Below are 21,203 nucleotides of genomic sequence, written 5' to 3'. Positions count from 1 at the left end.
GATTTCTTCCAGAACCCCGAAGAGCCGGTCCAGCCAGTCAACCCGGCCTTCCCTCCCGACCCAGCGTCTCGCCGTCTCGGTGAAGCGGTGTTTAGAGCGAGGTTTCATACCTCGCAAGCGGTTTTTTCAGAAAAACGTCATTCTTGTTGCAACCTTCTGTTATCACACCGTTTTTCGGGCACCCCACCGCGCCAACCTGCCCCACCGGACCCGCAGCGCCAGCAGAATCACCAGCGCTGCCCCCATCGTCAGCCCCCACGCCGGCCACAGCTTATAGGCCATCAGCCAGTGCAGAATCGCCAGCCCCGCGGCCGGATAGACCAGCCTATGCAGGGTTTTCCACCGCAGACCGAGCACCCGGATCGCGCGATTCGACGAGGTCGCGGCCAGAATCGCCAGAATCACCCACGCCGCCATGCCGATCGTCAGATACGGACGCTTCACCACATCCCGCAGCGCGTCGGACCACATCAGCCCCATGTCGAGCACCACCCACGCGGCGAGGTGCAGCGCCGCATAGAGGAACGTCAGCAACCCCAGCGCGCGCCGGAACCGCACGAAGTTGATCCGTCCGACGCGCAGGATCGGCGTCACCGACAAGGTGGCGAGCAGGAGATAGACGGCGGTCCGCCCGAGCGGGTGTTCGATCGCCGCGACCGGGTCGGGGCCAAGCCCGCCCTGCGCCAGATCCCAGCCCAGCACCGCCAGTGGCACCAGCCCCAGCGCCCAGACCACCCAGACCGGGACGCGCCGCATCAATAGTCGCGCGCCAGGTCCATGCCGGCGTAGAGCGGCGCCACCTCGTCATAGCCGTTGAAGAGCCGCGTCTCGTCGCGCCCGGCCAGCAGTCCGGCGCCGATGCGCCGCTCGGTGCGCTGGCTCCACCGCGGATGGTCCACCTTGGGGTTCACGTTGGCATAGAACCCGTATTCGTCGGGCTGAAGGGCGTTCCAGGTGGTCTCGGGCTGGCGGTCGGTCAGGGTGATGCGGACGATGCTCTTGATCGACTTGAAGCCGTATTTCCACGGCACCACCAGCCGGATCGGGCCGCCGCTCTGCGCCGGCAGCGGCTTGCGGTAAAGCCCGGTGGCCAGGAACGTCAGCGGGTGGCGCGCCTCGTCCAGCCGCAGCGCCTCGCGGTAGGGCCAGTCGAGCGTCTTGCGGCGTTGCCCCGGCAGTTCGTCGGGGCGATAGACCGTCTCGAAGGCGACGAAGCGGGCCTCGGGCTTGACGCCGGCGCGGTCGAGCACGCCGGCGAGCGGCACCCCCTCCCACGGGACGACCATCGACCAGGCCTCGACACAGCGGAAGCGGTAGATCCGCTCTTCGCGCGCGGCGGCCGGAGCGATCTCGTCCAGCGTCAACGTGACCGGGCGCTCGACCAGCCCGCCGATCTCGACCGACCACGGGCTCATCGTCCGCCGGTGCGCGTTCTCGGCGGGGGCCGATTTCCCCATCCCGAGCTCGACGTAGTTGTTGTATCCGGTGATGTCCTCGTACGCGGTCGGCGCATCGCCTCGGGCAAACGCCGGGGTCGCGGCGACCGCCGCCATTCCGGCGAGAAGCCCGCGCCGGTTCAGGACCAGCGCCTCGGGCGTGACATCGGACCAGCTCAGCTTCATCGGCCTACTCCCGCTGTTGCCGGGGCATCCTAGCCGAGCCGCGGCGGCGCCGTCTTCACGAACGCGAAACCGCCGCGCCCTCGGCGAGGGCGCGGCGGCAGGTGTCAAACGACGGGCACCTCAGGCCGCCCAGCGCAGAATCGCGGCGAGGTCCTTGGCGCCCTCCGGCAGGTCGCCCGCGCGCACCGCCATCACCCGGCCGCCGTTGCGCAGCACCCGCAGCGCGATCTCGTCGATCACCCCGTAGTTGCGCGCGTCGTCGACCTCGTCGAGGAACAGCACCCCGTCGTCGTCGATCGTGCCGGGCACCGTCACGTCGATGTCCACCAGCAGCGTGTCGACCGCCCCATGGCTCGCCGCGCGGGCCACCTGCGACAGGTCGCTCGACGCACGCCCCTCGCCGAACCGCTCACCATAGAGGTCGCGCAGCTCGGCCACCTTGGCGTCCTGCAGCTTGGCGAGGATCGGGCGCGCCTCTTCGGCGAGCTGGTTGTCGGACTTCTCCTCCGGGCTGCCGGTGATCGCGTCGGGGGCGATGTGGGGATAGTCGCTCGCCTGGGCGAAGAGCTCGCGCAGCGGGTCGGCGGCGGCGATGATCAGCGGCCGCGAGCTGGACTTGATGACATCCATCAGCGCCTTGTCCACGATCCGCACATACTGCCGCAGGCGGACGTTCTTGCCCTCGTCGCCGGTGATCCGCCGCGACGGCGCGCGGTCGTTCAGCGTCGTCGTCTGCAGCGCGTCATAGGCGTCCTTGGGCAGGTTCGGCACCCGCACCTCATGCGCCTCGCCCGAGGCCGGCACCTCGATCAGCTTCACCCCGCCCTCGGCCAGCGACAGCACATAGGCGTCGTTCGAGAAGGTCGTGGCCCGCAGCAGCGGCTTCATGTGGAAGCGGTCCGAGACATGGACCTGGTCGGGGATCTCGTTGGCCAGCCGGAAGGTCCGCAGCTTGTCGGGCGTCACGAAGATCGCGAGGCTATGGGCCTGGTGTGCCCAGAATTCCTCGTCGTCGTCGAAGTCGGCCAGCTGCTCTTCGATCGGCCAGCGGCGGCGCTTGTCGAGCCCCATCTCCTCGAGCTGGTTGATCGCCTCGCGCGCAAGGTTCTTGAGGCTGATCCGCGCCGTGTCCACCTGTTGGGTCGTGGGGGTGGTGGCCAGGTAGATCGTCACCGCCGCATCGCTGCGGGTGTCGGCCAGCCGGTTCAACTGCTCTTGCGAGGGAATATCGAGGTGGAGCATCGGGCGTCCTTTCGCGTCTTTTCCGTTATCCCCCTCGATATGGGGATCAGACGCCCTATTTTTAACCGCCAACCCAAGGAAATATCTGTATTTTCCGATGGAACCTGACGCGGCGTCCGCACATTGAGCGACCCGCGGCACGAAAAAGCCCCAGCGCGAACGCCGGGGCTTCTGGGTTCAACCGGTCACGACGCGATCGGCCGTCCCAAGCTTACTGCAGCGGCGCACCCGCTGGCCGCTCGCCGGCGCTGCCGAGCTTGCCGCCGCTGACCCGGTTGCCCACGATCAGCCCGTCCGGTCCGGCCGACACCTTGACCGTCTGCCCGTCGAGCACCTCGCCGCCGAGCATCATCTCGGCCAGCGGGTTCTGCAGCGACCGCTGGATCACCCGCTTGAGCGGACGCGCCCCGAACACCGGGTCATAGCCCTCGTCGGCCAGCCAATTCATCGCCGCCTCGTCCATGTCCAGCGTGATCTTGCGATCCGCCAGCCGACGCTCGAGCCCGGCGAGCTGGATCTTCACGATCCCGTCCATGTTCGCCCGGCTCAGCCGGTGGAAGATGATGATCTCGTCCAGGCGGTTCAGGAACTCGGGCCGGAAATGCGCCCGCACCGCGGCCATCACCTGCTCGCGCGCGTCCGAACTGTCGGCGCCCTCGGGCAGCTGGCTCAGCGCCTGCGCCCCGAGGTTCGAGGTCAGGATGATCAGCGTGTTCTTGAAATCGACCTTGCGCCCCTGACCGTCGGTCAGCTGCCCGTCGTCGAGCACCTGCAACAGCACGTTGAAGACGTCAGGATGCGCCTTCTCGACCTCGTCGAACAGGATCACCTGATAGGGCCGGCGCCGCACCGCCTCGGTCAGCACGCCGCCCTCGTCATAGCCGACATAGCCGGGCGGGGCGCCGATCAGGCGGCTGACCGAATGCTTCTCCATGAACTCGCTCATGTCGACGCGCACCATCGCACTGTCGTCGTCGAACATGTATTCGGCGATCGCCTTGGTCAGCTCGGTCTTGCCGACGCCCGTCGGGCCGAGGAACAGGAAGCTGCCCAGCGGCCGCTTGGGGTCGTTCAGCCCCGCCCGCGCCCGGCGCACGGCCTGCGACACCGCCATCACCGCGTCGTTCTGACCGATGACGCGCTGGCCCAGCACCTCCTCCATCTTGAGAAGCTTGTCCCGCTCGCCTTCCATCAGCTTGCTGGTCGGGATGCCGGTCCAGCGCTCGACCACCTCGGCGATCTGCTCAGGGCGCACGGCCTCTTCGACCATCGGGCCTTCGGTCGGGTTCTCGGCCTCGCCCAGCTGCCGCTCGAGCGAGGGGATGATCCCGTAGCTCAGCTCGCCCGCGCGGGCGAGGTTGCCCTCGCGCTTGGCCTGCTCGAGTTCGGCGCGCGCCCGGTCCAGCTGCTCCTTGATCTGCCGCCCACCTTCCAGCTTGTCGCGCTCGGCCTGCCAGCGCGCGGTCATCTCGGCCGACCGCTCCTGCAGGTTCGACAGGTCCTTCTCGAGCCGCTCGAGCCGGTCGCGGCTCGCTTGGTCGTCCTCTTTCTTCAACGCCTCGGCCTCGATCTGCATCTGCAGGATCTGCCGGTCGAGCGCGTCGAGTTCCTCGGGCTTGCTGTCCACCTCCATCCGCAGGCGCGAGGCCGCCTCGTCCACGAGGTCGATGGCCTTGTCCGGCAGGAAGCGGTCGGTGATGTAGCGATGCGACAGCACCGCCGCCGAGACGAGCGCCGCGTCGCTGATCCGCACCCCGTGGTGCAGCTCGTACTTCTCCTTGATGCCGCGCAGGATCGAGATCGTGTCCTCGACCGTCGGCTCCTCGACCATCACCGGCTGGAAGCGCCGCGCCAGCGCCGCGTCCTTCTCGATGTACTTGCGGTATTCGTCCAGCGTCGTGGCGCCCACGCAATGCAGCTCACCCCGCGCGAGCGCCGGCTTGATGAGGTTCGCGGCGTCCATCGCGCCATCGGTCTTGCCCGCGCCCACAAGGACGTGCAACTCGTCGATGAACAGGATGATCTCGCCGGCGGCAGCCTCGATCTCCTTGAGGATCGCCTTCAGCCGCTCCTCGAACTCGCCGCGGTATTTCGCCCCGGCGATCAGCGCGCCCATGTCCAGCGCCATCAGCTTCTTGTTGCGCAGGGATTCCGGCACGTCGCCGTTCACGATGCGCAGCGCGAGGCCCTCGGCGATCGCGGTCTTGCCGACGCCCGGCTCCCCGATCAGCACCGGGTTGTTCTTGGTCCGGCGGCTCAGCACCTGCATGGCGCGGCGGATTTCCTCGTCGCGGCCGATGATCGGGTCGATCTTGCCCTGCTCGGCGGCCTCGGTCAGGTCGCGCGCATATTTCCCCAGCGCCTCGAAGGTGTCCTCGGCGCTCGCACTGTCGGCCGTCCGGCCCTTGCGGATGTCGTTGATCGCGCTGTTGAGCGCCTGCGCGGTGACCTTGCCCGCGTCCAGCGCGTCCTTGGCGCGCGTGTTCACCATGGCCAGCGCCATCAGGATGCGCTCGACCGGCACGAAGCTGTCGCCGGCCTTCTTGGCCAGCGTCTCGGCCTCGTCCAGCACCCGCACGAGGCTCGGGTCCACATAGACCTGCCCGTCCCCGCCCGAGACCTTGGGCAGCTTCGCCACCGCCGCATCGACCGCGCGCTGCACCGCCTTGGCGTCGGCGCCGGCGCGGGTGATCAGGTTCGCGGCCAGCCCCTGGTCGTCGTCCATCAGCGCCTTGAGCAGGTGCTCGGGCACCACGCGCTGGTTCGTCTCGCGGATCGCGATGGTCTGCGCCGCCTGGATGAAGCCGCGCGACCGCTCGGTGAATTTTTCCATGTCCATCAAGTCTCTCCTCGTTCAGCCCCCGCCGGTGCGCCGCCCGTCATGGCGCGGCTCGTGGCAGGTCTTTCCCGCGATGTGGGAAGAATGACCCGCACCTTCAACCCTCATAAGCTGCGTCGAAGAAGCGCAGTTCCAGCGTCGTCGCGCGGCGGAAGAAATCCTCGGCCACCTGCGGCTCGGCCGGGCCGACCCGGTCCAGCTCGGCGGCGAGGAAACCCACGAAGTCGCGGAAGTCCGGGTTGTCGTGCAGCGTGATCCATTCGGCATGGACGAAGCTCTCGGGCAGCGGCTGCGGCGCCCGGCTGGCCCAGTCGAGATAGAGGCCCTCGGCCACGTTCAGCACCGCTAGGCAGGCGGCGTAGGACCCGCTGGCCGCCGCCTCGCGCATGATCGCCTGAAACCCCTGTGTGGGTTCAAGGTCAGGCGTCGCGGCCCGCGCGGCGGCGCCGACCCCGAGCGCGTCGAAGGCGCGCAGGAAATAGTCGTTCTCGTCGGTCGAGACCATGCCGACGAACCGCCCGAGCCGCAGCCGCGCGGCCGCCGTGTCGGCGGTCGCCATCGCCCCGCCGAGCAGCGACAGGAACGCATCGAGAAAGCGGTAGTCCTGCACCAGATAGCGCGCCATCACCTCGGGCGGCACGGCACCGCGGTAAAGCTCGGTGACGAAGCGGTGGGTGACGGCGGCGGTCCAGTCCGGCTCGGCCGCCTGCCGCAGCCGCTCGGTGAATGATGTCATCTGCGCTCTCCCTGTGGCGAGGCGCGAGGGTCGCCCGGACGGGGCCGGGGCGCAACCACGCAGACGCACCCACGCGGGGCGGTGGACTTTCCGCCCCCCGCCCCGCTATGCCGACCCCGACCGCGGCATCGCAGAGGGGACCGGGACCATGGACGACCGACTGATCGTGGCGCTGGACGTGCCGGACGCGCTGAGCGGGCTGGAACTCGCCCGCCAACTGGGCGACGCGGTCTCGTTCTACAAGATCGGGCTGGGGATGCTGACCGGCGGCGGGCTGGCCTTGGCGCGCGAACTCAAGGACGACCACGGCAAGCGCATCTTCCTCGACATGAAGCTCTTCGACATCGGCGCCACGGTCGAGGCGGCGGTGCGCGGCCTGACCCGCTTCGACATCGACTTCCTGACCGTCCACGGCGACCCCCACGTGGTCCGCGCGGCGAAAAACGGCGCGGCGGGGACCGGGACCAGGATCCTCGCCGTGACGATCCTCACCTCGCTCGACCGCGCCGACCTCGACGCCGCGCTGATCGCGCCGGGCGACCTGCACGACCTGACCGTGGACCGCGCGGCCCGCGCCTTCGAGGCCGGCGCCGACGGGATCATCTGTTCCCCGCGCGAGGCCGCGGCCATCCGCGCCCTGCCCGGCGCCGGGCTGATCGTCACTCCCGGCGTGCGCCCCGCCGGCGCCGCGGCCGGCGACCAGAAGCGGATCGAGACGCCCGCCGCCGCTATCGCCGCCGGCGCCGACCACATCGTCGTGGGCCGCCCCGTCTGGCAGTCCGCGAACCCGCGCGCCGCGGCGCAGGCGATCCTGGCCGAGCTGCCGGCCGCCAACTGAGGGGCGTTGACGGCCCCCGGCGCACCGCCCACTCTCCGCCCTCCCGGCGGGTCGCGCCGGGTGCGTGAGGCGCCGCCATGACCGACCCTGCCCCCGACCCTGGGCTCGACCCTGACCTCGCCCCGTCCGAAACCCGCGCCGCCGCGATCAGCGGCGCGCTGCAACGGGCCGACAACGACCTCGTGCTGTCGTTCCTCAGGGTCCGCCGCGCCATCGGCCTGCTGGGCTTCTTCCTGCCCGCGGCCCTCGTCGCCTATGCCGCAACGCTGGGCGGAATGCTGCTGCCCACGATGTCGGACTATTACTACACCCCCATGCGCGAGATCTTCGTCGGCACCCTGTCCGCCAACGCGGTCTTCCTGTGGAGCTACGAGGGCTACCGCCCCCGCCCTTGCGAGGTGCTGAGCGACCGCATGGCCGCCCGCACCGCCTCGCTCGGCGCGCTCGCCGTGGCGCTGGCCCCGACCCTGCCCGAGGCGCCCGCGATCTGCACCCTGAGCCAATGCCTGCTCGGCGACCGGGCCGCGGCGCTGATCCATGTGGCCGGGGCCACGGCCTTTTTCGGCGCCCTCGCGGCCTTCTGCCTGATCCTGTTCGTGCGCGGGTCCGAGGACGGGCGTGAGAAGCGCGGCTCGAACCGCATCTACCGGGTCTGCGGCTGGACCATCGTCGCCTGCCTCGTCGCCATCGCAGCGATCTTCGTGGTCCCCGGGGCGGCGGCCCGCCTAGCCCCGCTGCGCCCGGTGTTCTGGCTGGAAACCGTGGCCACCTTCGCCTTCGCCGTCTCGTGGCTGGTCAAGGGCGACGCGCTGCGCCCGGTGGTCCGCGCCGCGGGCTAAAGGCCCAGCATCTCGGCCACGATGCCGCGGAAATGCGGCACCGCCTGCGGGTGGGCCACGAACTCGGCCACCGGCATCAGCCGCAGCTCGGCCCCCTCATCGCCCAGCCGGGCGGCGCGGGCCTCGGCCGCGGTGATCTCGGCGTGGAAATAGAACCCCCAACGACCCGGCTTGTGCGGCAAGGGCCGCGCCCCGCCGGTCAGCCGCGCCGGGTCCAGCACCAGCCCCGTCTCTTCCGCCAGCTCGCGCAGGCCGCAGGCCCGCGGCCCCTCGCCCGGCTCGCGCGCGCCGCCCGGCAGGTCCCACATCCCCGGCCAGTTGATCGTCGGGATGTCGTCGCGCCTGAGCACCAGCAGCCGGTCCCCGCAGGTCAGCACCAGCTTGGCCCCCCGCCAGGCGAGCCCGCCGTCGTCGTCCGCCCCTGCCTCCGGCCTGCTCATTCGTTGTCGTTGATGTCGCGGTGCCAGATGCGGGTGCGCGAGCGGTCCACCCCCGCCATCCGGCTGAAGCCGAACCACGCCACCCCCGACAGCACCGCCGTGACCACCAGCGCGGCGGGCAGCCCCCAGCCCCAGAGGCCCGCGAGCAGCACCACCCCCATCACCCCCACCGCCGCGGCGAGGCCGAGGAAGACATAACCCGGCAGGATCATCTCGATCAGCGCCAGCAGCAGCGCGGCGATGATCCACAGCCAGCCGTTTGTCCACACTATCATGACGACCGCCCCTTCAACAGCTGCGCCGCGTCGCGGAACGCGTCCAGCGCGGCGGCCGGCAGGATCACCGTCTGCTTGCCCTGCCCGGTCGCCACCTCGGTCAGCGCCTCGACCTGCTTCATCGCCACCTGATACTGCGCCGCCTCGATCCCGCCCCCGGCGAGCGCCTCGGCCAGCGCGCGGGTGGCATAGGCCTCGGCGTCGGCCAGCACGCGGCGCGCCTTGGCCTGCTGCTCGGCGGCGTAAAGCTCGCCGTCGGCGGCCAGCTCCACCGCCCGGCGCTTGCCCTCGGCCTCAGTCACCTGCGCCCGGCGCGCGCGCTCGGCATTGAGCTGCTGCAGCATCGCCGCCCGGGTCGCATCGTCGAGGTTCACGTCGAGGATCTCGGCCCGCGTGACCTCGATCCCCCAGTCGTCCACCACGTTGGCGACCGATTCGCGCACCCGGTCGATCAGCTGCGCGCGGTTCGACTGCACCTGGTCCAGCTCCATCATGCCGATCTCGGACCGCACGATCCCGGCCACCGTGGTGGCGATGGCTGCGTCCACGTCGCGGATGCGGTAGACGGTCTTCTCCGGCTCGAGGATGCGATAGAAGACCGAGGTCTCCACCTGCACCAGCACGTTGTCGGCGGTGATCGCGTCCTGTCGGCTGGTCGGCAGCTGCCGCTCGAGGACCGAGATCCGGTGCGCAACCCGGTCGAGGAACGGCACGGTGAAGTTGATCCCCGGCCCCAGCACCGCGCGCAGCCGGCCGAAGCGTTCGACCACGAATTTCTCGGACTGCGGGACGATGCGGACCGAGCCGGTGATCGCATAGAGGATCACCACCGCCAGGATGATGAGCGCCACGTTCTGGGACAGGAACTGGGTCAGGGCGTCGGGCACGGGCGTTCTCCTTCAGTCGGTCATTCGGCGGCGATGCGGCCGGGTGCGGCGGGGGCGATCCCGGCCAGCTCGGCCACGACCCGGGCGAAGCGGTCGGCGAACCCCGCATAGCCTGCGTGCGGCCGCACCATCGCCTCGTCGAGGTAGAGGCCGCGGTCGATCTCGATCTGGACGACATGGCGGTTCTGCCCCGGCCGCCCATAGGCCGCCGCGACGAAGGCGCCCGCGAAGGGCGAGTTCCGGCGCACCCGGAACCCCGCCCCGGTCAGCGCCCCATGAACCCGCGCGCTCACCCCCGGATCGGCCGAGGCGCCGTTGCGGTCGCCCAGCACGATGTCGGGCCGGGGGGCGTTCAAATGGGACAGCGCCTCGCGCGGCATCGAGTGGACGTCGATCAGCACCGCCCGCCCGAACGTGGCCACCGCCTCGTCCATCACCGCGGCGAGCGCGGCGTGATAGGGGCGCCAGTAGGCCTCGATCCGCCGCCGCGCCTCGGCCTCGGACAGCTTGCCGTGCCGGATCGGCCGGCCCCGCGCCACCACCCGCGGGACCACGCCCAGCCCCGACAGGATGCGCGCATCGAGCCGTCGGGGCGGCAGCCCGTCGATCGCCGCCGGGTCCAGGTCCTCGGGGCCCCGGTTCAGGTCCACCACCACCCGCGGCACCCGCGCCGCAAGCGTCACCGCCCCCGCCGCCACCGCCGGCGCGATCAGCCGGTCGACATAGGCATCCTCGGACGAACGCAGCGCCAGCGGGTCCAGCACCGATTCCGCCAGGAACCACGGCGGATAGTCGCGCCCCGAATGCGGCGAAGCGAGGATCACGCCCGCGCGCCAGTGCGCGGGCCGGGTCAGTTCGACCCCGCCCGAATGCCCTGCCGCCGCGTCCTGGGCCATGCCGGTTCCTTCCCTGCCGCGCCCGGGATGAAAGGGCCCGCGCGCCGCCACTATGCCCGCCGGGGCGGGGCGCGAAAAGGGCACTTGCGGCCCCGATGGGCTGGCGATATAGACACCCGACCAACGCGATTCCGCGGGCCCTGGCCCGTGGCGTCACACGGCACGGGCGGTTAGCTCAGCGGTAGAGCACTACGTTGACATCGTAGTGGCCACTGGTTCGATCCCAGTACCGCCCACCATTTTCGCCGCCCCCGGGCATTGACCGGGGGCATTTCAGTTTCCGGGCGCAACTCGCGCGCGCCATGAGGAGAGAGACCGATGAAGGTTCGCAACTCGCTGCGTTCGCTGAAAGAGCGTCACCGCGACTGCCAGATCGTGCGCCGTAAAGGCCGCATCTACGTGATCAACAAGACCAACCGCCGCTTCAAGGCGCGCCAGGGCTGACGCCCCGCGCCGGATCGGCAAGGACAGGACGCCCGCGGATCGCTCCGCGGGCGTCTTTCGTTGGGCGAACCGCTCAGTCCTGCCGGATCAGCGTGTCGGCCAGCAGCCGGACGGCGGTCGACTGGTTCAGATAGCCCGTCGCCCGCAGGTTCCGCGACGCCTGATAGCGCCGGATCGCGGCCCGGGTCTTGCCGTCGAAGACCCCGTCCACCTTGCCCACGTCGTGCCCCATCGCCGCCAGCCGCTGCTCGACCACCAGCCGCACCGGCGGCGCCAGGTCGAGGGCAGCCTCACCCGCGGCATCCTGCGCCTCCTGCGCGCGGAACCGGGCGAGGCGCTTTTCCGCCTCGGCGGTGTGGCGGCCGCGGGGATAGCGGTCGATGTAGCCGCGATAGGCCGCCGCCGTATCGCCGCGCGTGGCCTGCGCCCAGGCGCGGTCGTCGGCCTCTCGCGCCGGGCCCTCGCTGCCCGTCGCCGCCGCCCCGGCACGGGCCGCATCGGCCAGCACCTTGCGTGCCGCATCGGCGTGCAGCCCCTCGGGATAGCGGGCGAGGTAGTCCGCGGCCCCCGCCGCCCCCTCGCCCTTCATCCGGGCCCAGTCGCGGTTGTCGGCGGCGTCCCGCGCCTCCTGCCGCTGGCGCGCCTCGGCCTCGAGCCCGCGCGAGCGGATCGCGGCGCTGCGCCCCAGCAGGTCGATCTGCGCGCGGGTCAGATAGCCGGTCGCCGCCACCCCCGAATCGCGCTGGAAGCGGGTGATGGCGGCGCGGGTCTGGCCCCCGAAGGCCCCGTCGATCCCGCCCGTGTCATAGGTGAGCAGCGTCAACTGCCGCTGGATCTGCGCCCGCTGGGCCCGGTCGAGCCGCAGCGCTGCCTCGTCCGCGGCCGGGCCGCTGGGGGCCGGGGCGACGGCGGCGGCGTCCAGCTCCTCCATCCGGCCGCGGGCGGCGCCGGCATAGATGCTGCGCGGGTATTTCCCCAGGAACTCGCGGTAGGCGGCGACCGAGTTGGCGCGCTTGGCCCGGATCCAGGCCGCCTGCTCGTCGGCGCCCGGCGCGGCGATCTGGTCGGGGGGCACGAGGACCGGCTGGCCGCCGGGAACCACCACGGGCTGCCCCGGACGCGGCGGCGTTACCACCACGGGCTGACCGCCACTCGGCGGCGGCACCACCACCGGCCGTTGCCCGCCCGGCGGGGGCACGACCACGGGCGCTTGTCCGCCGGCCAGCACCCGCAGCGACGGCCCCGCGGTCAGCGCCTCGGCCACCGTTCCGTCGGGCCGGGCGAGCACCTCGGCCGCGCGCCCGATCCCGTCGGTGTAGCCCGCGATCACCGTCACCCCGGGCCGGGCGGCGATGTGGCCCCAGCCGGGCCGCAGCCCGGGTCCGGTGGCAAACGGCTTCTGGTCGGTGCCGAGCATCAGGATCGCCTGCGGGTCGCCGCCCTCGATCGCCTCGGTCACGACCGACAGCGGCACGCCGGTCAGCCCGACGCTTAGCAGCGAGACGGTCCCCGCGTCGCGGCCCAGAAACCACGTCTCGCAGCGCGAATGGACGAAGCGGCCCTTGAGCACCACGAGCCGCGGCCCCGGCCGGTCGTCGGGCCGCAGCAGGTCCGACAGCGCCGCCCGCAGGTCGGCCGCCACCAGGTCGTCGCCCTCGACCACCCGGTAGCCGCTGGCCTTGAGCGTCCGCAGCACCGGCCCCAGCGAGACCGCCGCCACGTCCGGCAGCTCGGCATAGTCGCTGTTGCCGACCACCACGGCGCGCGGCTCGGCCGCGGCCATCCCGACCCCCAGCGCCAAGGCCGCGGCCGAGGTCCCGATCGTCGCCCCAAGCGTCAGGGCAACCCGGGCCCGGGTCGAAATCTTCGCTGTCATCGTCGCCTCCCGCAGCGCCGGCATGGTCGCCGTCCCTGCCCCAATGCCGGCCGCCGCGGATCGGTTTCCGCGGCGGCCGGGCCGGATCAGTTGCGGCGCTGGCCGCGCAGGCGGGCAAGCTGGTCGGCGTTCAGATAGCCGGTCGCAGTCAGCCCATTGTCGCCCTGCCAGCTGCGGATCGCGGCGCGCGTGCCGGATCCGAACTTGCCGTCGATCCCGCGCGGGTCATAGCCCAGCGCGGCGAGGCGGGTCTGCACCTCGGTCCGCTCGATCGCGCCGAGGTTCAGCGCCGCCTCGGAGGCCGCCGTGGCGCCGGCGCTGCCGCCGGTGCCCGGCGCGGGCACGACGACCGGGGCGCTGCCGCTCAGCGCATCGGCCTGCGCGCGGGTCAGATAGCCGGTCGCCGCGTCGCCGCGCGCCACCTGCCACGCCCGGATCGCCCGCCGCGTGCCCGAGCCGAACTGCCCGTCCACGCCCCGCGTGTCGTACCCCGCGGCGACGAGGCCACGCTGCACCGCGATCCGCTGTTCGCGGGTCAGGTTCAGGCCCAGCTCGACCCGAGCCGCGGCATCGGCATCGACGCTGCCCCCGCCGACGACCGGGGTGTTGCCCGCGTTGAGGATGGCGTCGGCGTCGGCGCGGGTGAGATAGCCGGTCGCGGCCACCCCGGCGCTGCGCTGCCAGGCGGTGATCGCCCGGCGCGTGCCGGACCCGAAATTGCCGTCGACCCCGCGGGTGTCGTGGCCCATCTGGGTCAGCCGCGACTGGATGATCCGCCGCTGCGTGGCGGTCAGGTCCAGCGCCGCCTCGGTCGCCGCCGCCGTGGCGGTGCCCGCAGGCTCGGCCCCGCCGGGACGGCCGCTGACCCGCAGCTCCTCGACCTGGGCGGCGTTGAGATAGCCGGTCGCCGGATAGCCGCGGCTCTGCTGCCAGGCAGTGATCGCGCGGCGGGTGCCCGAGCCGAAGACCCCGTCCACGCCGCGGGTGTCATGGCCGAGCCGGGTCAGCCCGGCCTGCAACGCCTGCCGCGTCTCGCGGCTGAGGCCCAGCGCCGCCTCGGTCCCTGCGGCGTTGGCGTTCGGCGCCGTGACCGCCCCGGTCGCCGCGGCGACCTCGGCCCTTGCCGCGTCGGCGGCCGAGGTGCCCGCCGGCAGTTCGGGCGCCGGGGTCGTCACCGGGACCGTGGTGGTCGTGGCGGTGCCCGACGGCGCCGGCGCCTGCACGGGCGTTCCGGCCTGCAGCCGGCCGAGCGCGGCGCGCGCCTCGGCCGCGTGCATCCCGGTCGGGTTCCGGCTCAGGTAGTTGCGATAGGCGGCTTCGGTCCCGGTCTGGACCGTCAGCTCCCACATCAGCTGGTCCTGCGCGGCCTGGGCGATGGTGCCCGCGACGCCGCCGGGCTGCGTCCCCTGGCCGCCCACCACCACCGGTGCCTGCTGCGCCATCGCGGCGCCCGCCACCAGCGCCGACCCCAGCACGGCAGCCAGCGCCGCCGAAATCCCGTTCCTGACCATTGCTCGTTCCCCTTGTCCGGGCCCGTTCGCGGGCCACGCTCTGAAAGCCTGTCGTGCGCCCGGGCGCCGCGGCCTTCGGGGAACGCGGGTTCAGCCGTAGCTGCGGCGGTCGTCGATCACCTTGCCGTCGTTCGGCAGCGATCCCGGCGCAACCAGCTCAACCCGGCCCTTGAGCTTCAGCGTCTCGAGCACGGATGCCTCGTATAACGCCCGGTCCTGCCCAAGTGTCTCAAGTTGCACGACCATCACGTCCATTTCATCCTGCCGGTCGGCGATGACACGGGCGCGTGACACCTCGGGGTGGCGGGCGACGAGGCCCGCGACCTGCTCGGGGCGCACGAACATCCCCTTGATCTTGGCGGTCTGGTCGGCGCGGCCCATCCAGCCCTTGATCCGCATGTTGGTCCGCCCGCAGGGGCTTTCGCCCGGCAGCACGGCGCTCAGATCGCCGGTGGCGAAGCGGATCAGCGGATAGTCGCGGTTGAGCGTGGTGACGACGACCTCGCCCACCTCGCCCTCGGGGACCGGGTCGCCGGTGCCGGGGCGCACGATCTCGACGATCACGCCCTCGTCCACGATCATCCCCTCCATCGCCGGGGATTCGTAGGCGATCAGCCCCAGGTCGGCGGTGGCATAGCATTGGAGGGTGGCGATGCCGCGCTCGGCATAGGCGGCGCGCAGCGACGGGAACAGCGCCCCGCCCGAGACGAGCGCCCGGGTCAGGCTCAGCGTCTCGCCCATCTCGTCGGCCTTCTCGAGGATGACTTTCAGATAGTCGGGCGTCCCCGCATAGGCGGTGGTGCCGATGTCGGCCGCGGCGCGGACCTGCAATTCGGTCTGCCCGGTCCCCGCCGGCAGCACCGCGGCGCCGACGGCGCGGCAGGCGCTTTCGAACATCATCCCCGCCGGGGTCAGGTGATAGCCGAAGCAGTTCTGCACGATGTCGGTCGAGCCGAGCCCCGCGGCATAGGCGAAGCGCCCCAGCCGCCACCAGTCGGCGTCGATCTGGCCCGGCTCGTAGATCGGGCCGGGGGACTGGAAAACGTGGTTGAACTCGTGCGGGTGGCGCGTCGTGAAGCCCCCGAACGGCGGCTTCTTCTTCTGCGCCTCGGAAAGCTCGGCCTTGCGGATCACCGGCAGCCGGGCGAGGTCCGCGCGGCTCTGCACCGCCTCTGGCTCGACGTCACGCAACAGCCGGGCGAGCGCCGGGGCATTCTTGGCGTTGGCGATGGCGCGGCCCAGCGCCTCGGCCAGATCGGCCGCGCGGGCATCGGCGCTTCGGGTTTCCAGCTCGTCGTAATAGGTCATGCGAAATCCCTCCGCGGGGCAGGCGTCAATGTCGTCAGGCAGGGCCGGGCATGGGCGCGGCCCGGCAGGGTCAGGGGGTGGGCGGCTCAGGCCAGCCAGCGCTTGCGGCGGCGGTAGCTGCGCACGTCGCGGAACGACTTGCGGCCCTCGTCCGACATCCCGAGGTAGAATTCCTTGACGTCCGGGTTCTCGCGCAGGGCGGCCGCCTGCCCGTCCATCACCACCCGGCCGCTTTCGAGGATGTAGCCGTAATGGGCATAGCGCAGGGCCACGTTGGTGTTCTGCTCGGCCAGAAGAAAGGTCACCCCCTCGCCCTCGTTCACCGCCTTGACGATCTGGAAGATCTGCTCGACGAGCTGCGGGGCAAGGCCCATCGACGGCTCGTCCAGCAGGATCGTCTCGGGCCGGCTCATCAGCGCCCGGCCCATCGCCACCATCTGCTGCTCGCCGCCCGAGGTATAGCCGGCCTGGCTGCGGCGGCGCTCCTTGAGGCGGGGGAAATAATTGTAGACCATCTCGAGGTCGCGCTTCACCGCCGCCGCCCCGTCGGTGCGGGTATAGGCGCCGGTCATCAGGTTCTCCTCGACGGTCAGATGCTCGAAGCAGTGCCGCCCTTCCATCACCTGGATCACGCCCTTCTTGACCAGCGCGGCCGGGTTCAGCGTGGTGATGTTCTCGCCGCGATAGGTGATCGCGCCCTTGGTGACCTCGCCGCGTTCGGAATGCAGCAGGTTCGACACCGCCTTGAGCGTCGTCGTCTTGCCCGCCCCGTTGCCGCCCAGAAGCGCGGTGATCGAGCCTTTCGGCACGCTCAGGCTCACGCCTTTGAGCACGAGGATGACGTGGTTGTAGATCACCTCGATGTTGTTGACCTCGAGCAGCGTCTCGACCGGCGCAGGCGCGGGCTCGGCCGGGGTCGGGTGCGGGGTCGCGGTGTCAAGCATCGTCATCGCTCCTTCGAGGGCGCGGGAAGGGGGGTCGGTGCCCCGGCGGCGGTGGCCCGCCGCCGGGATCGTCGTCACGCGCGCGTCAGTTGCAGCGCATCGTGATGTTGTTTTCCTTGGCGAACGCCTCGGAGTCGGCGGTGATCAGCGGCTCGATCACCTCGTTGTCCGGCTCGGTGAACTCGGTGATGAGGTTCCACTTGCCGGCCGCGGCGTCCCACTGCTGCACCCGGGCCATGCCCGAGCCGCCGTGGTTCTCGCACGACATCTTCACCTCCGGGCCGAAGTCCGGCAGCCCCAGCTCGGCCATGCGGGCGGGCGAGATGTCCAGCGCCTCGAACCCGTCGCGCAGCTGCGCGGGGGTGATGGTGGGGGTGCCGGCCAGCTCCTGCGCCTTCTTGATCGCCTCGGCGATCACGACGGCCGCATACATCCCGCGCGAATAGAGCACGGTGCCCGCGTTGGCGCCGCCCTGCGAGGCCTTGCCGGGGTCCATGACGTATTTCTGCAGGTCGGCGTAGATCGGATAGTCCTTGCCCGCGCCGTGGAAGGTCAGCGCCTTGTAGCCGTTGGCGCCGGCGCCCGCCGGGGTCACGTCAACCTCGGAGCCCGACCACCAGATGCCGACGATCTGGTCCATCGGATAGCGGACGTTCGCGGCCTCCTGGATGGCGGCCTGGTTCATCACGCCCCAGCCGTAGATGATGACGTTGTCGGGCTTGTCGCGGCGGATCTGCAGCCACTGGGACTTCTGTTCCTGCCCGGCGGCGGGATCGACCGGCACCTCGATCAGCTCGAACTTGTGCTTCTTGGCCAGCTCCTGCAGCGTGCGGATCGGCTCTTTGCCATAGGCCGAGTTGTGGTAGAGCAGCGCGATCTTCTTGCCCTCGAGGCTGCCGCCGTGCACGTCGAGCAGGTGCTTGACGATGATCGAGGCGCCGTCCCAGTAGTTCGCGGGGGCGTTGAACACCCACTCGAACACCTTGCCGTTCTGGGCCGAGGTGCGGCCGTAGCCGGGGGTGTAGAGCGGGATCTTGTCGGCGGTCGCCTTGGGGATCAGCTGATAGGTGATGCCGGTCGAGAGCGGGTTATAGACCAGCGCGCCCTGGCCCTTGGTCGACTCGTAGCACTCGACGCCCTTCTCGGTGTTGTAGGCGGTCTCGCACTCGGGGACGACGATCTTCTGGCCGCCGATCCCGCCGTCGCGCTCGTTCAGCAGGGTGAAGTAGTCGTTGAAGCCGTCGGCGTACTGGGTGCCGTTCGCGGCATAGGGGCCGGTGCGGTAGCTCAGGTTCGGCACCACGAGGTCGGCGAGCGCCGGGGCGGCGGTGGCCATGACCGCCGCGGCGACCAGCGAAGCGAAGCGAAGTTTCATCAGTTTCCTCCCAGGGGGTGATTTGGGGTGCCGGGTTGGCCCCCGGTCTTGGTGGTAGAACTCAGTGCGGGAACGGCCAGAGCCGCAGCTTCTCCTTGGTCAGGCGCCAGAGCTGGGCGAGGCCGTGCGGCTCGACGATCAGGAAGAACACGATCAGCCCGCCGACGATCATCAGCTCGATGTGGGCGGCCAGGTCGGTGGGCCAGCCGAGCGAGCCCACGAGGACGTTCTTGAGGAACACCGGCAGCAGGACGAGGAACGCCGCCCCCGCGAAGCTGCCGAAGATCGAGCCGAGGCCGCCGATGATGACCATGAAGAGGACGAGGAAGGACTTGTTGATCCCGAAGGCCTCGCCCGCCTCGGCGGCGCCCAGGTAGACGGCGAAGAACAGCGCGCCCGCGATGCCGACGAAGAACGAGCTGACGGCGAAGGCGCTGATCTTGGCGGTGAGCGGGTTCACCCCGATGATCTCGGCGGCGATATCCATGTCGCGGATCGCCATCCATTTCCGCCCCGCGGTGCCGCGGGTGAGGTTGCGGGCAATCCACGCCACCAGCACCACGAAGACGAGGCAGACGAGGTACTTGGCCGAGGCGGTCGTCTGCGGCCCGGTGATGAAATGGCCGAGGAACGTGCGCTCGGGCACGGTGATCTGCCCCGAGGCCGAGTAGTTGTAGAACCACGGCACCTTGTTGAAGAGCCAGACGAGGAAGAACTGCGCCGCGAGCGTGGCGACCGCGAGGTAGAACCCCTTGATCCGAAGGCTCGGCAGGCCGAACAGCACGCCCACCGCCGCGGTGATCCCGCCCGCCAGGACGATGTGGATCAGGATCGAGATCTCGGGGAACGAGGTCGCCAGCTTGTAGGTGGCATAGGCCCCCACCGCCATGAACCCCCCGGTGCCGAGCGAGACCTGCCCCGCGTAGCCCACGAGGATGTTCAGCCCCAGCGCCGCGATGGCGTAGATCAGGAACGGCACCAGCACCGAGTTGGCCCAGTAGTCGGTGATGACGAAGGGCACCACCAGGAAGGCGATGGCGAGGACGATCCAGTAGCCCCAGCGGTCGAGCTTGAGCGGAAAGGTCTGGCTGTCGTCGCGGTAGCTGGTCTTGAAGTCGCCGGCCTCACGGTAAAGCATCAGGCGGTCCTTTCTGCGCGGTCGAACCGGGGGTTTTCCACCCCCGGACCCCCGGAGGATATTTCAACAAGAGAGAACGAGCAGGGCAGGCCTGCGCCGCAGGCGAGGGGGTGCGTCATCCTCACACCCGCTCGATGATCTTCTCGCCGAACAGGCCCTGCGGCCGGAAGACGAGGAAGAGAAGCGCGAGGACATAGGCGAACCAGGCCTCGGTGGCGCCGCCGACCAGCGGGCCCACGAAGTATTCGAAGAGCTTCTCGCCCACCCCGATGATCAGCCCGCCGACGATGGCGCCGGGGATCGAGGTGAAGCCGCCCAGCATCAGAACCGGCAGCGCCTTGAGCGCGATCAGCGACAGGCTGAACTGTACCCCCGACTTGGTGCCCCACATGATCCCCGCGACCAGCGCCACGAAGCCCGCGATCGACCACACCATGACCCAGATGAAGCGCAGCGAGATGCCCACCGACAGCGCCGCCTGGTGGTCGTCGGCGACCGCCCGCATGGCGCGGCCCTGCTTGGTGTATTGCGAGAACGCCACCAGCGCCGCGACCAGAAGCGCCGCGATGATCGCCGCCCAGATGTCCAGCCGGTCGATGAAGAACCCGTAGCCGGTCAGGCTCTCGGTCCAGCTCTCCATCGTCTCGGACAGGCCCTGCGGCAGCCCCACGTCCAGCGTCTTGACGTTGGCGCCCCACATGATGTCGCCCAGCCCCTCGAGGAAATAGGCAAGCCCGATGGTGGCCATGAAGAGGATGATCGGCTCTTGCCCCACGAGGTGCTTGAGCACGAGGCTTTCGATCAGGATCGCGAGCCCCACCATGACCAGCGCCGTCAGGAGGATCGCCAGCAGCGAGGGCACGGTCCAGCCGAAGCCTTCGAGATGCGCGCCGGTCATGGCGTTGATCAGGTGGGCGAACGGCACCTGGCCGTTCTGGATCCCCACCAGCGTCATCGCCGCGAAGAGCGCGAGCACCCCCTGCGCGTAGTTGAACACGCCCGAGGCTTTGTAGATCAGCACGAAGCCGAGCGCGACGAGCGCATACATGACCCCGGCCATGAGGCCGTTCACGACCACCTCGGATGCGTAGAGAAGCTGGTCCATCAGCGGGCCTCCAAGGTCAGGTTGATCAAGCCGGGAACCGGCGTCGGGCACGCGTCAGTCATGGGAGACCCCCAGATAGGCGTCGATCACGTCCTGGTTGTTGCGCACCTCGTCGGGCGTGCCGTCGCCGATCTTCTTGCCGTAATCCATCACCACCACCCGGTCGCTCAGGTCCATGACGACGCCCATGTCGTGCTCGATCAGCGCGATGGTGGTGCCGAACTCGTCGTTCACGTCGAGGATGAAGCGGCTCATGTCCTCCTTCTCCTCGACGTTCATGCCGGCCATCGGCTCGTCGAGCATCAGAAGCTTCGGCTCGGCCGCGAGCGCGCGGGCCAGCTCGACCCGCTTCTTGAGGCCGTAGGGCAGCCGCCCCACCGGCGTCTTGCGGATGTTCTGGATCTCGAGGAAGTCGATGATCTTCTCGACCTTCTCGCGGTGCCAGGTCTCCTCGCGCTCGGCCTTGCCCCACCAGACGGCCTGCGACAGCAGGCTCGCGTCCATCATCGTGAGTCGGCCGGTCATGATGTTGTCCAGCACCGACATCCCGTCGAACAGCGCGATGTTCTGGAAGGTCCGCGCCAGCCCCTGCCGGGCGACCTGATAGGGCCGCATCGGCGGGCGCTTGGCGCCGCGGAACCAGACCTCGCCCTCCTGCGGGACGTAGAAGCCCGACATGACGTTCATCATCGAAGACTTGCCGGCCCCGTTCGGGCCGATGATGGCGCGGATCTCGCCCTCGCGGATGTCGAAGCTGATGTCCTTGATCGCCACCACCCCGCCGAAGCGCAGGGTGATGTGGCGCATGTCCATCAGCACCGGGCCGATCTTGCGGCCGTCCGGGGTGACGTAGCCCTCGTCGGTCGCGGCGCCGGCGGGGGGCTGCAT

20 protein-coding genes and 1 tRNA gene are annotated in these 21,203 nt (G+C 70.4%); 4 read left to right on the top strand and 17 right to left on the bottom strand.

All coding sequences use genetic code 11. The annotated features are described in order from the left end of the window. Positions 1–162: 162 nt before the first annotated feature. The 5 genes from BLW17_RS15630 to BLW17_RS15610 form a co-directional block, all read right to left on the bottom strand. Complete coding sequence (locus BLW17_RS15630) at positions 163–756, bottom strand: protein-methionine-sulfoxide reductase heme-binding subunit MsrQ (RefSeq protein ID WP_036732486.1); 594 nt, start codon at positions 754–756, stop codon at positions 163–165. After that, positions 756–1,622 (bottom strand): protein-methionine-sulfoxide reductase catalytic subunit MsrP, encoded by an 867-nt coding sequence (gene msrP / locus BLW17_RS15625; protein ID WP_036732485.1) that lies wholly within the window; start codon positions 1,620–1,622, stop codon positions 756–758. The genes BLW17_RS15630 and msrP overlap by 1 nt, the downstream gene beginning before the upstream one ends. A 120-nt stretch (positions 1,623–1,742) precedes the next feature. Then, on the bottom strand, positions 1,743–2,864 hold the full coding sequence (locus tag BLW17_RS15620; protein ID WP_036732483.1) for a baeRF11 domain-containing protein: 1,122 nt from the start codon (positions 2,862–2,864) through the stop codon (positions 1,743–1,745). Positions 2,865–3,075: 211 nt separating this feature from the next. Further along, the gene (gene clpB, locus BLW17_RS15615) at positions 3,076–5,703 is read right to left on the bottom strand and encodes an ATP-dependent chaperone ClpB (protein WP_036732481.1); all 2,628 of its coding nucleotides are present in this window, start codon (positions 5,701–5,703) and stop codon (positions 3,076–3,078) included. Positions 5,704–5,800: 97 nt separating this feature from the next. Then, complete coding sequence (locus BLW17_RS15610; protein ID WP_036732479.1) at positions 5,801–6,439, bottom strand: TenA family protein; 639 nt, start codon at positions 6,437–6,439, stop codon at positions 5,801–5,803. Between the two features lie 148 nt (positions 6,440–6,587). On the opposite strand from BLW17_RS15610, the gene pyrF reads away from it, so the two are divergent. Together pyrF and BLW17_RS15600 are read left to right on the top strand one after the other, a co-directional pair. After that, positions 6,588–7,277 carry an orotidine-5'-phosphate decarboxylase gene (gene pyrF, locus BLW17_RS15605; RefSeq protein WP_036732477.1) on the top strand — a complete coding sequence of 230 codons (690 nt, stop codon included), beginning with the start codon at positions 6,588–6,590 and terminating at the stop codon, positions 7,275–7,277. A 77-nt stretch (positions 7,278–7,354) separates the two neighbouring features. Next, entirely contained in the window at positions 7,355–8,116 is a 762-nt protein-coding gene (locus BLW17_RS15600) for a hypothetical protein (protein ID WP_052176316.1), read from the top strand. On the opposite strand, the gene BLW17_RS15595 is transcribed toward BLW17_RS15600, so the two are convergent. Genes BLW17_RS15595 through BLW17_RS15580 form a run of 4 tightly spaced genes read right to left on the bottom strand, consistent with a single transcriptional unit; the run spans position 8,113 to position 10,614 of the window. Next, the gene (locus tag BLW17_RS15595; RefSeq protein WP_052176315.1) at positions 8,113–8,556 is read right to left on the bottom strand and encodes an NUDIX domain-containing protein; all 444 of its coding nucleotides are present in this window, start codon (positions 8,554–8,556) and stop codon (positions 8,113–8,115) included. The genes BLW17_RS15600 and BLW17_RS15595 overlap by 4 nt on opposite strands. Beyond that, the gene (locus BLW17_RS15590; RefSeq protein WP_231572751.1) at positions 8,553–8,831 is read right to left on the bottom strand and encodes a pectate lyase; all 279 of its coding nucleotides are present in this window, start codon (positions 8,829–8,831) and stop codon (positions 8,553–8,555) included. Before BLW17_RS15590 ends, BLW17_RS15595 begins: the two co-directional genes overlap by 4 nt. Continuing rightward, a complete protein-coding gene (locus tag BLW17_RS15585; RefSeq protein WP_414811439.1) occupies positions 8,828–9,694 on the bottom strand; it encodes an SPFH domain-containing protein in 867 nt (288 codons plus the stop codon). The genes BLW17_RS15590 and BLW17_RS15585 overlap by 4 nt, the downstream gene beginning before the upstream one ends. Before the next feature lie 44 nt (positions 9,695–9,738). Further along, positions 9,739–10,614 carry an N-formylglutamate amidohydrolase gene (locus BLW17_RS15580; protein WP_081969101.1) on the bottom strand — a complete coding sequence of 292 codons (876 nt, stop codon included), beginning with the start codon at positions 10,612–10,614 and terminating at the stop codon, positions 9,739–9,741. Positions 10,615–10,778: 164 nt separating this feature from the next. Between BLW17_RS15580 and BLW17_RS15575 the strand changes: the two genes are divergently transcribed. Next, a tRNA-Val gene (locus tag BLW17_RS15575) sits at positions 10,779–10,853 on the top strand. Positions 10,854–10,932: 79 nt separating this feature from the next. Then, on the top strand, positions 10,933–11,058 hold the full coding sequence (ykgO, locus tag BLW17_RS15570) for a type B 50S ribosomal protein L36 (protein ID WP_036700801.1): 126 nt from the start codon (positions 10,933–10,935) through the stop codon (positions 11,056–11,058). Between the two features lie 73 nt (positions 11,059–11,131). Here ykgO and BLW17_RS15565 read toward each other — a convergent pair whose 3' ends face one another. The 8 genes from BLW17_RS15565 to BLW17_RS15530 form a co-directional block, all read right to left on the bottom strand. Then, positions 11,132–12,934 (bottom strand): peptidoglycan-binding protein, encoded by a 1,803-nt coding sequence (locus tag BLW17_RS15565; protein ID WP_139306046.1) that lies wholly within the window; start codon positions 12,932–12,934, stop codon positions 11,132–11,134. Positions 12,935–13,020: 86 nt separating this feature from the next. Then, positions 13,021–14,445, bottom strand: a complete 1,425-nt coding sequence (locus BLW17_RS18210) for a peptidoglycan-binding domain-containing protein (RefSeq protein WP_036732473.1) — start codon at positions 14,443–14,445, stop codon at positions 13,021–13,023. 90 nt (positions 14,446–14,535) lie between these two features. Beyond that, positions 14,536–15,753 carry a phenylacetate--CoA ligase family protein gene (locus BLW17_RS15555; RefSeq protein WP_036732471.1) on the bottom strand — a complete coding sequence of 406 codons (1,218 nt, stop codon included), beginning with the start codon at positions 15,751–15,753 and terminating at the stop codon, positions 14,536–14,538. An 86-nt stretch (positions 15,754–15,839) separates the two neighbouring features. Beyond that, entirely contained in the window at positions 15,840–16,697 is an 858-nt protein-coding gene (locus BLW17_RS15550) for an ABC transporter ATP-binding protein (RefSeq protein WP_036732494.1), read from the bottom strand. 85 nt (positions 16,698–16,782) lie between these two features. Beyond that, positions 16,783–18,072, bottom strand: a complete 1,290-nt coding sequence (locus tag BLW17_RS15545) for an ABC transporter substrate-binding protein (RefSeq protein ID WP_036732468.1) — start codon at positions 18,070–18,072, stop codon at positions 16,783–16,785. A gap of 61 nt (positions 18,073–18,133) precedes the next feature. Further along, positions 18,134–19,210, bottom strand: a complete 1,077-nt coding sequence (locus BLW17_RS15540) for a branched-chain amino acid ABC transporter permease (protein WP_036700793.1) — start codon at positions 19,208–19,210, stop codon at positions 18,134–18,136. Between the two features lie 121 nt (positions 19,211–19,331). Beyond that, positions 19,332–20,315 carry a branched-chain amino acid ABC transporter permease gene (locus BLW17_RS15535; RefSeq protein ID WP_139306045.1) on the bottom strand — a complete coding sequence of 328 codons (984 nt, stop codon included), beginning with the start codon at positions 20,313–20,315 and terminating at the stop codon, positions 19,332–19,334. A 54-nt stretch (positions 20,316–20,369) separates the two neighbouring features. Further along, positions 20,370–21,203, bottom strand: a complete 834-nt coding sequence (locus BLW17_RS15530; RefSeq protein WP_036732491.1) for an ABC transporter ATP-binding protein — start codon at positions 21,201–21,203, stop codon at positions 20,370–20,372.

It is taken from the genome of Paracoccus sanguinis (assembly GCF_900106665.1).
Taxonomy (GTDB): domain Bacteria; phylum Pseudomonadota; class Alphaproteobacteria; order Rhodobacterales; family Rhodobacteraceae; genus Paracoccus; species Paracoccus panacisoli.
This window is presented reverse-complemented; position numbering and strand designations above follow the sequence as displayed.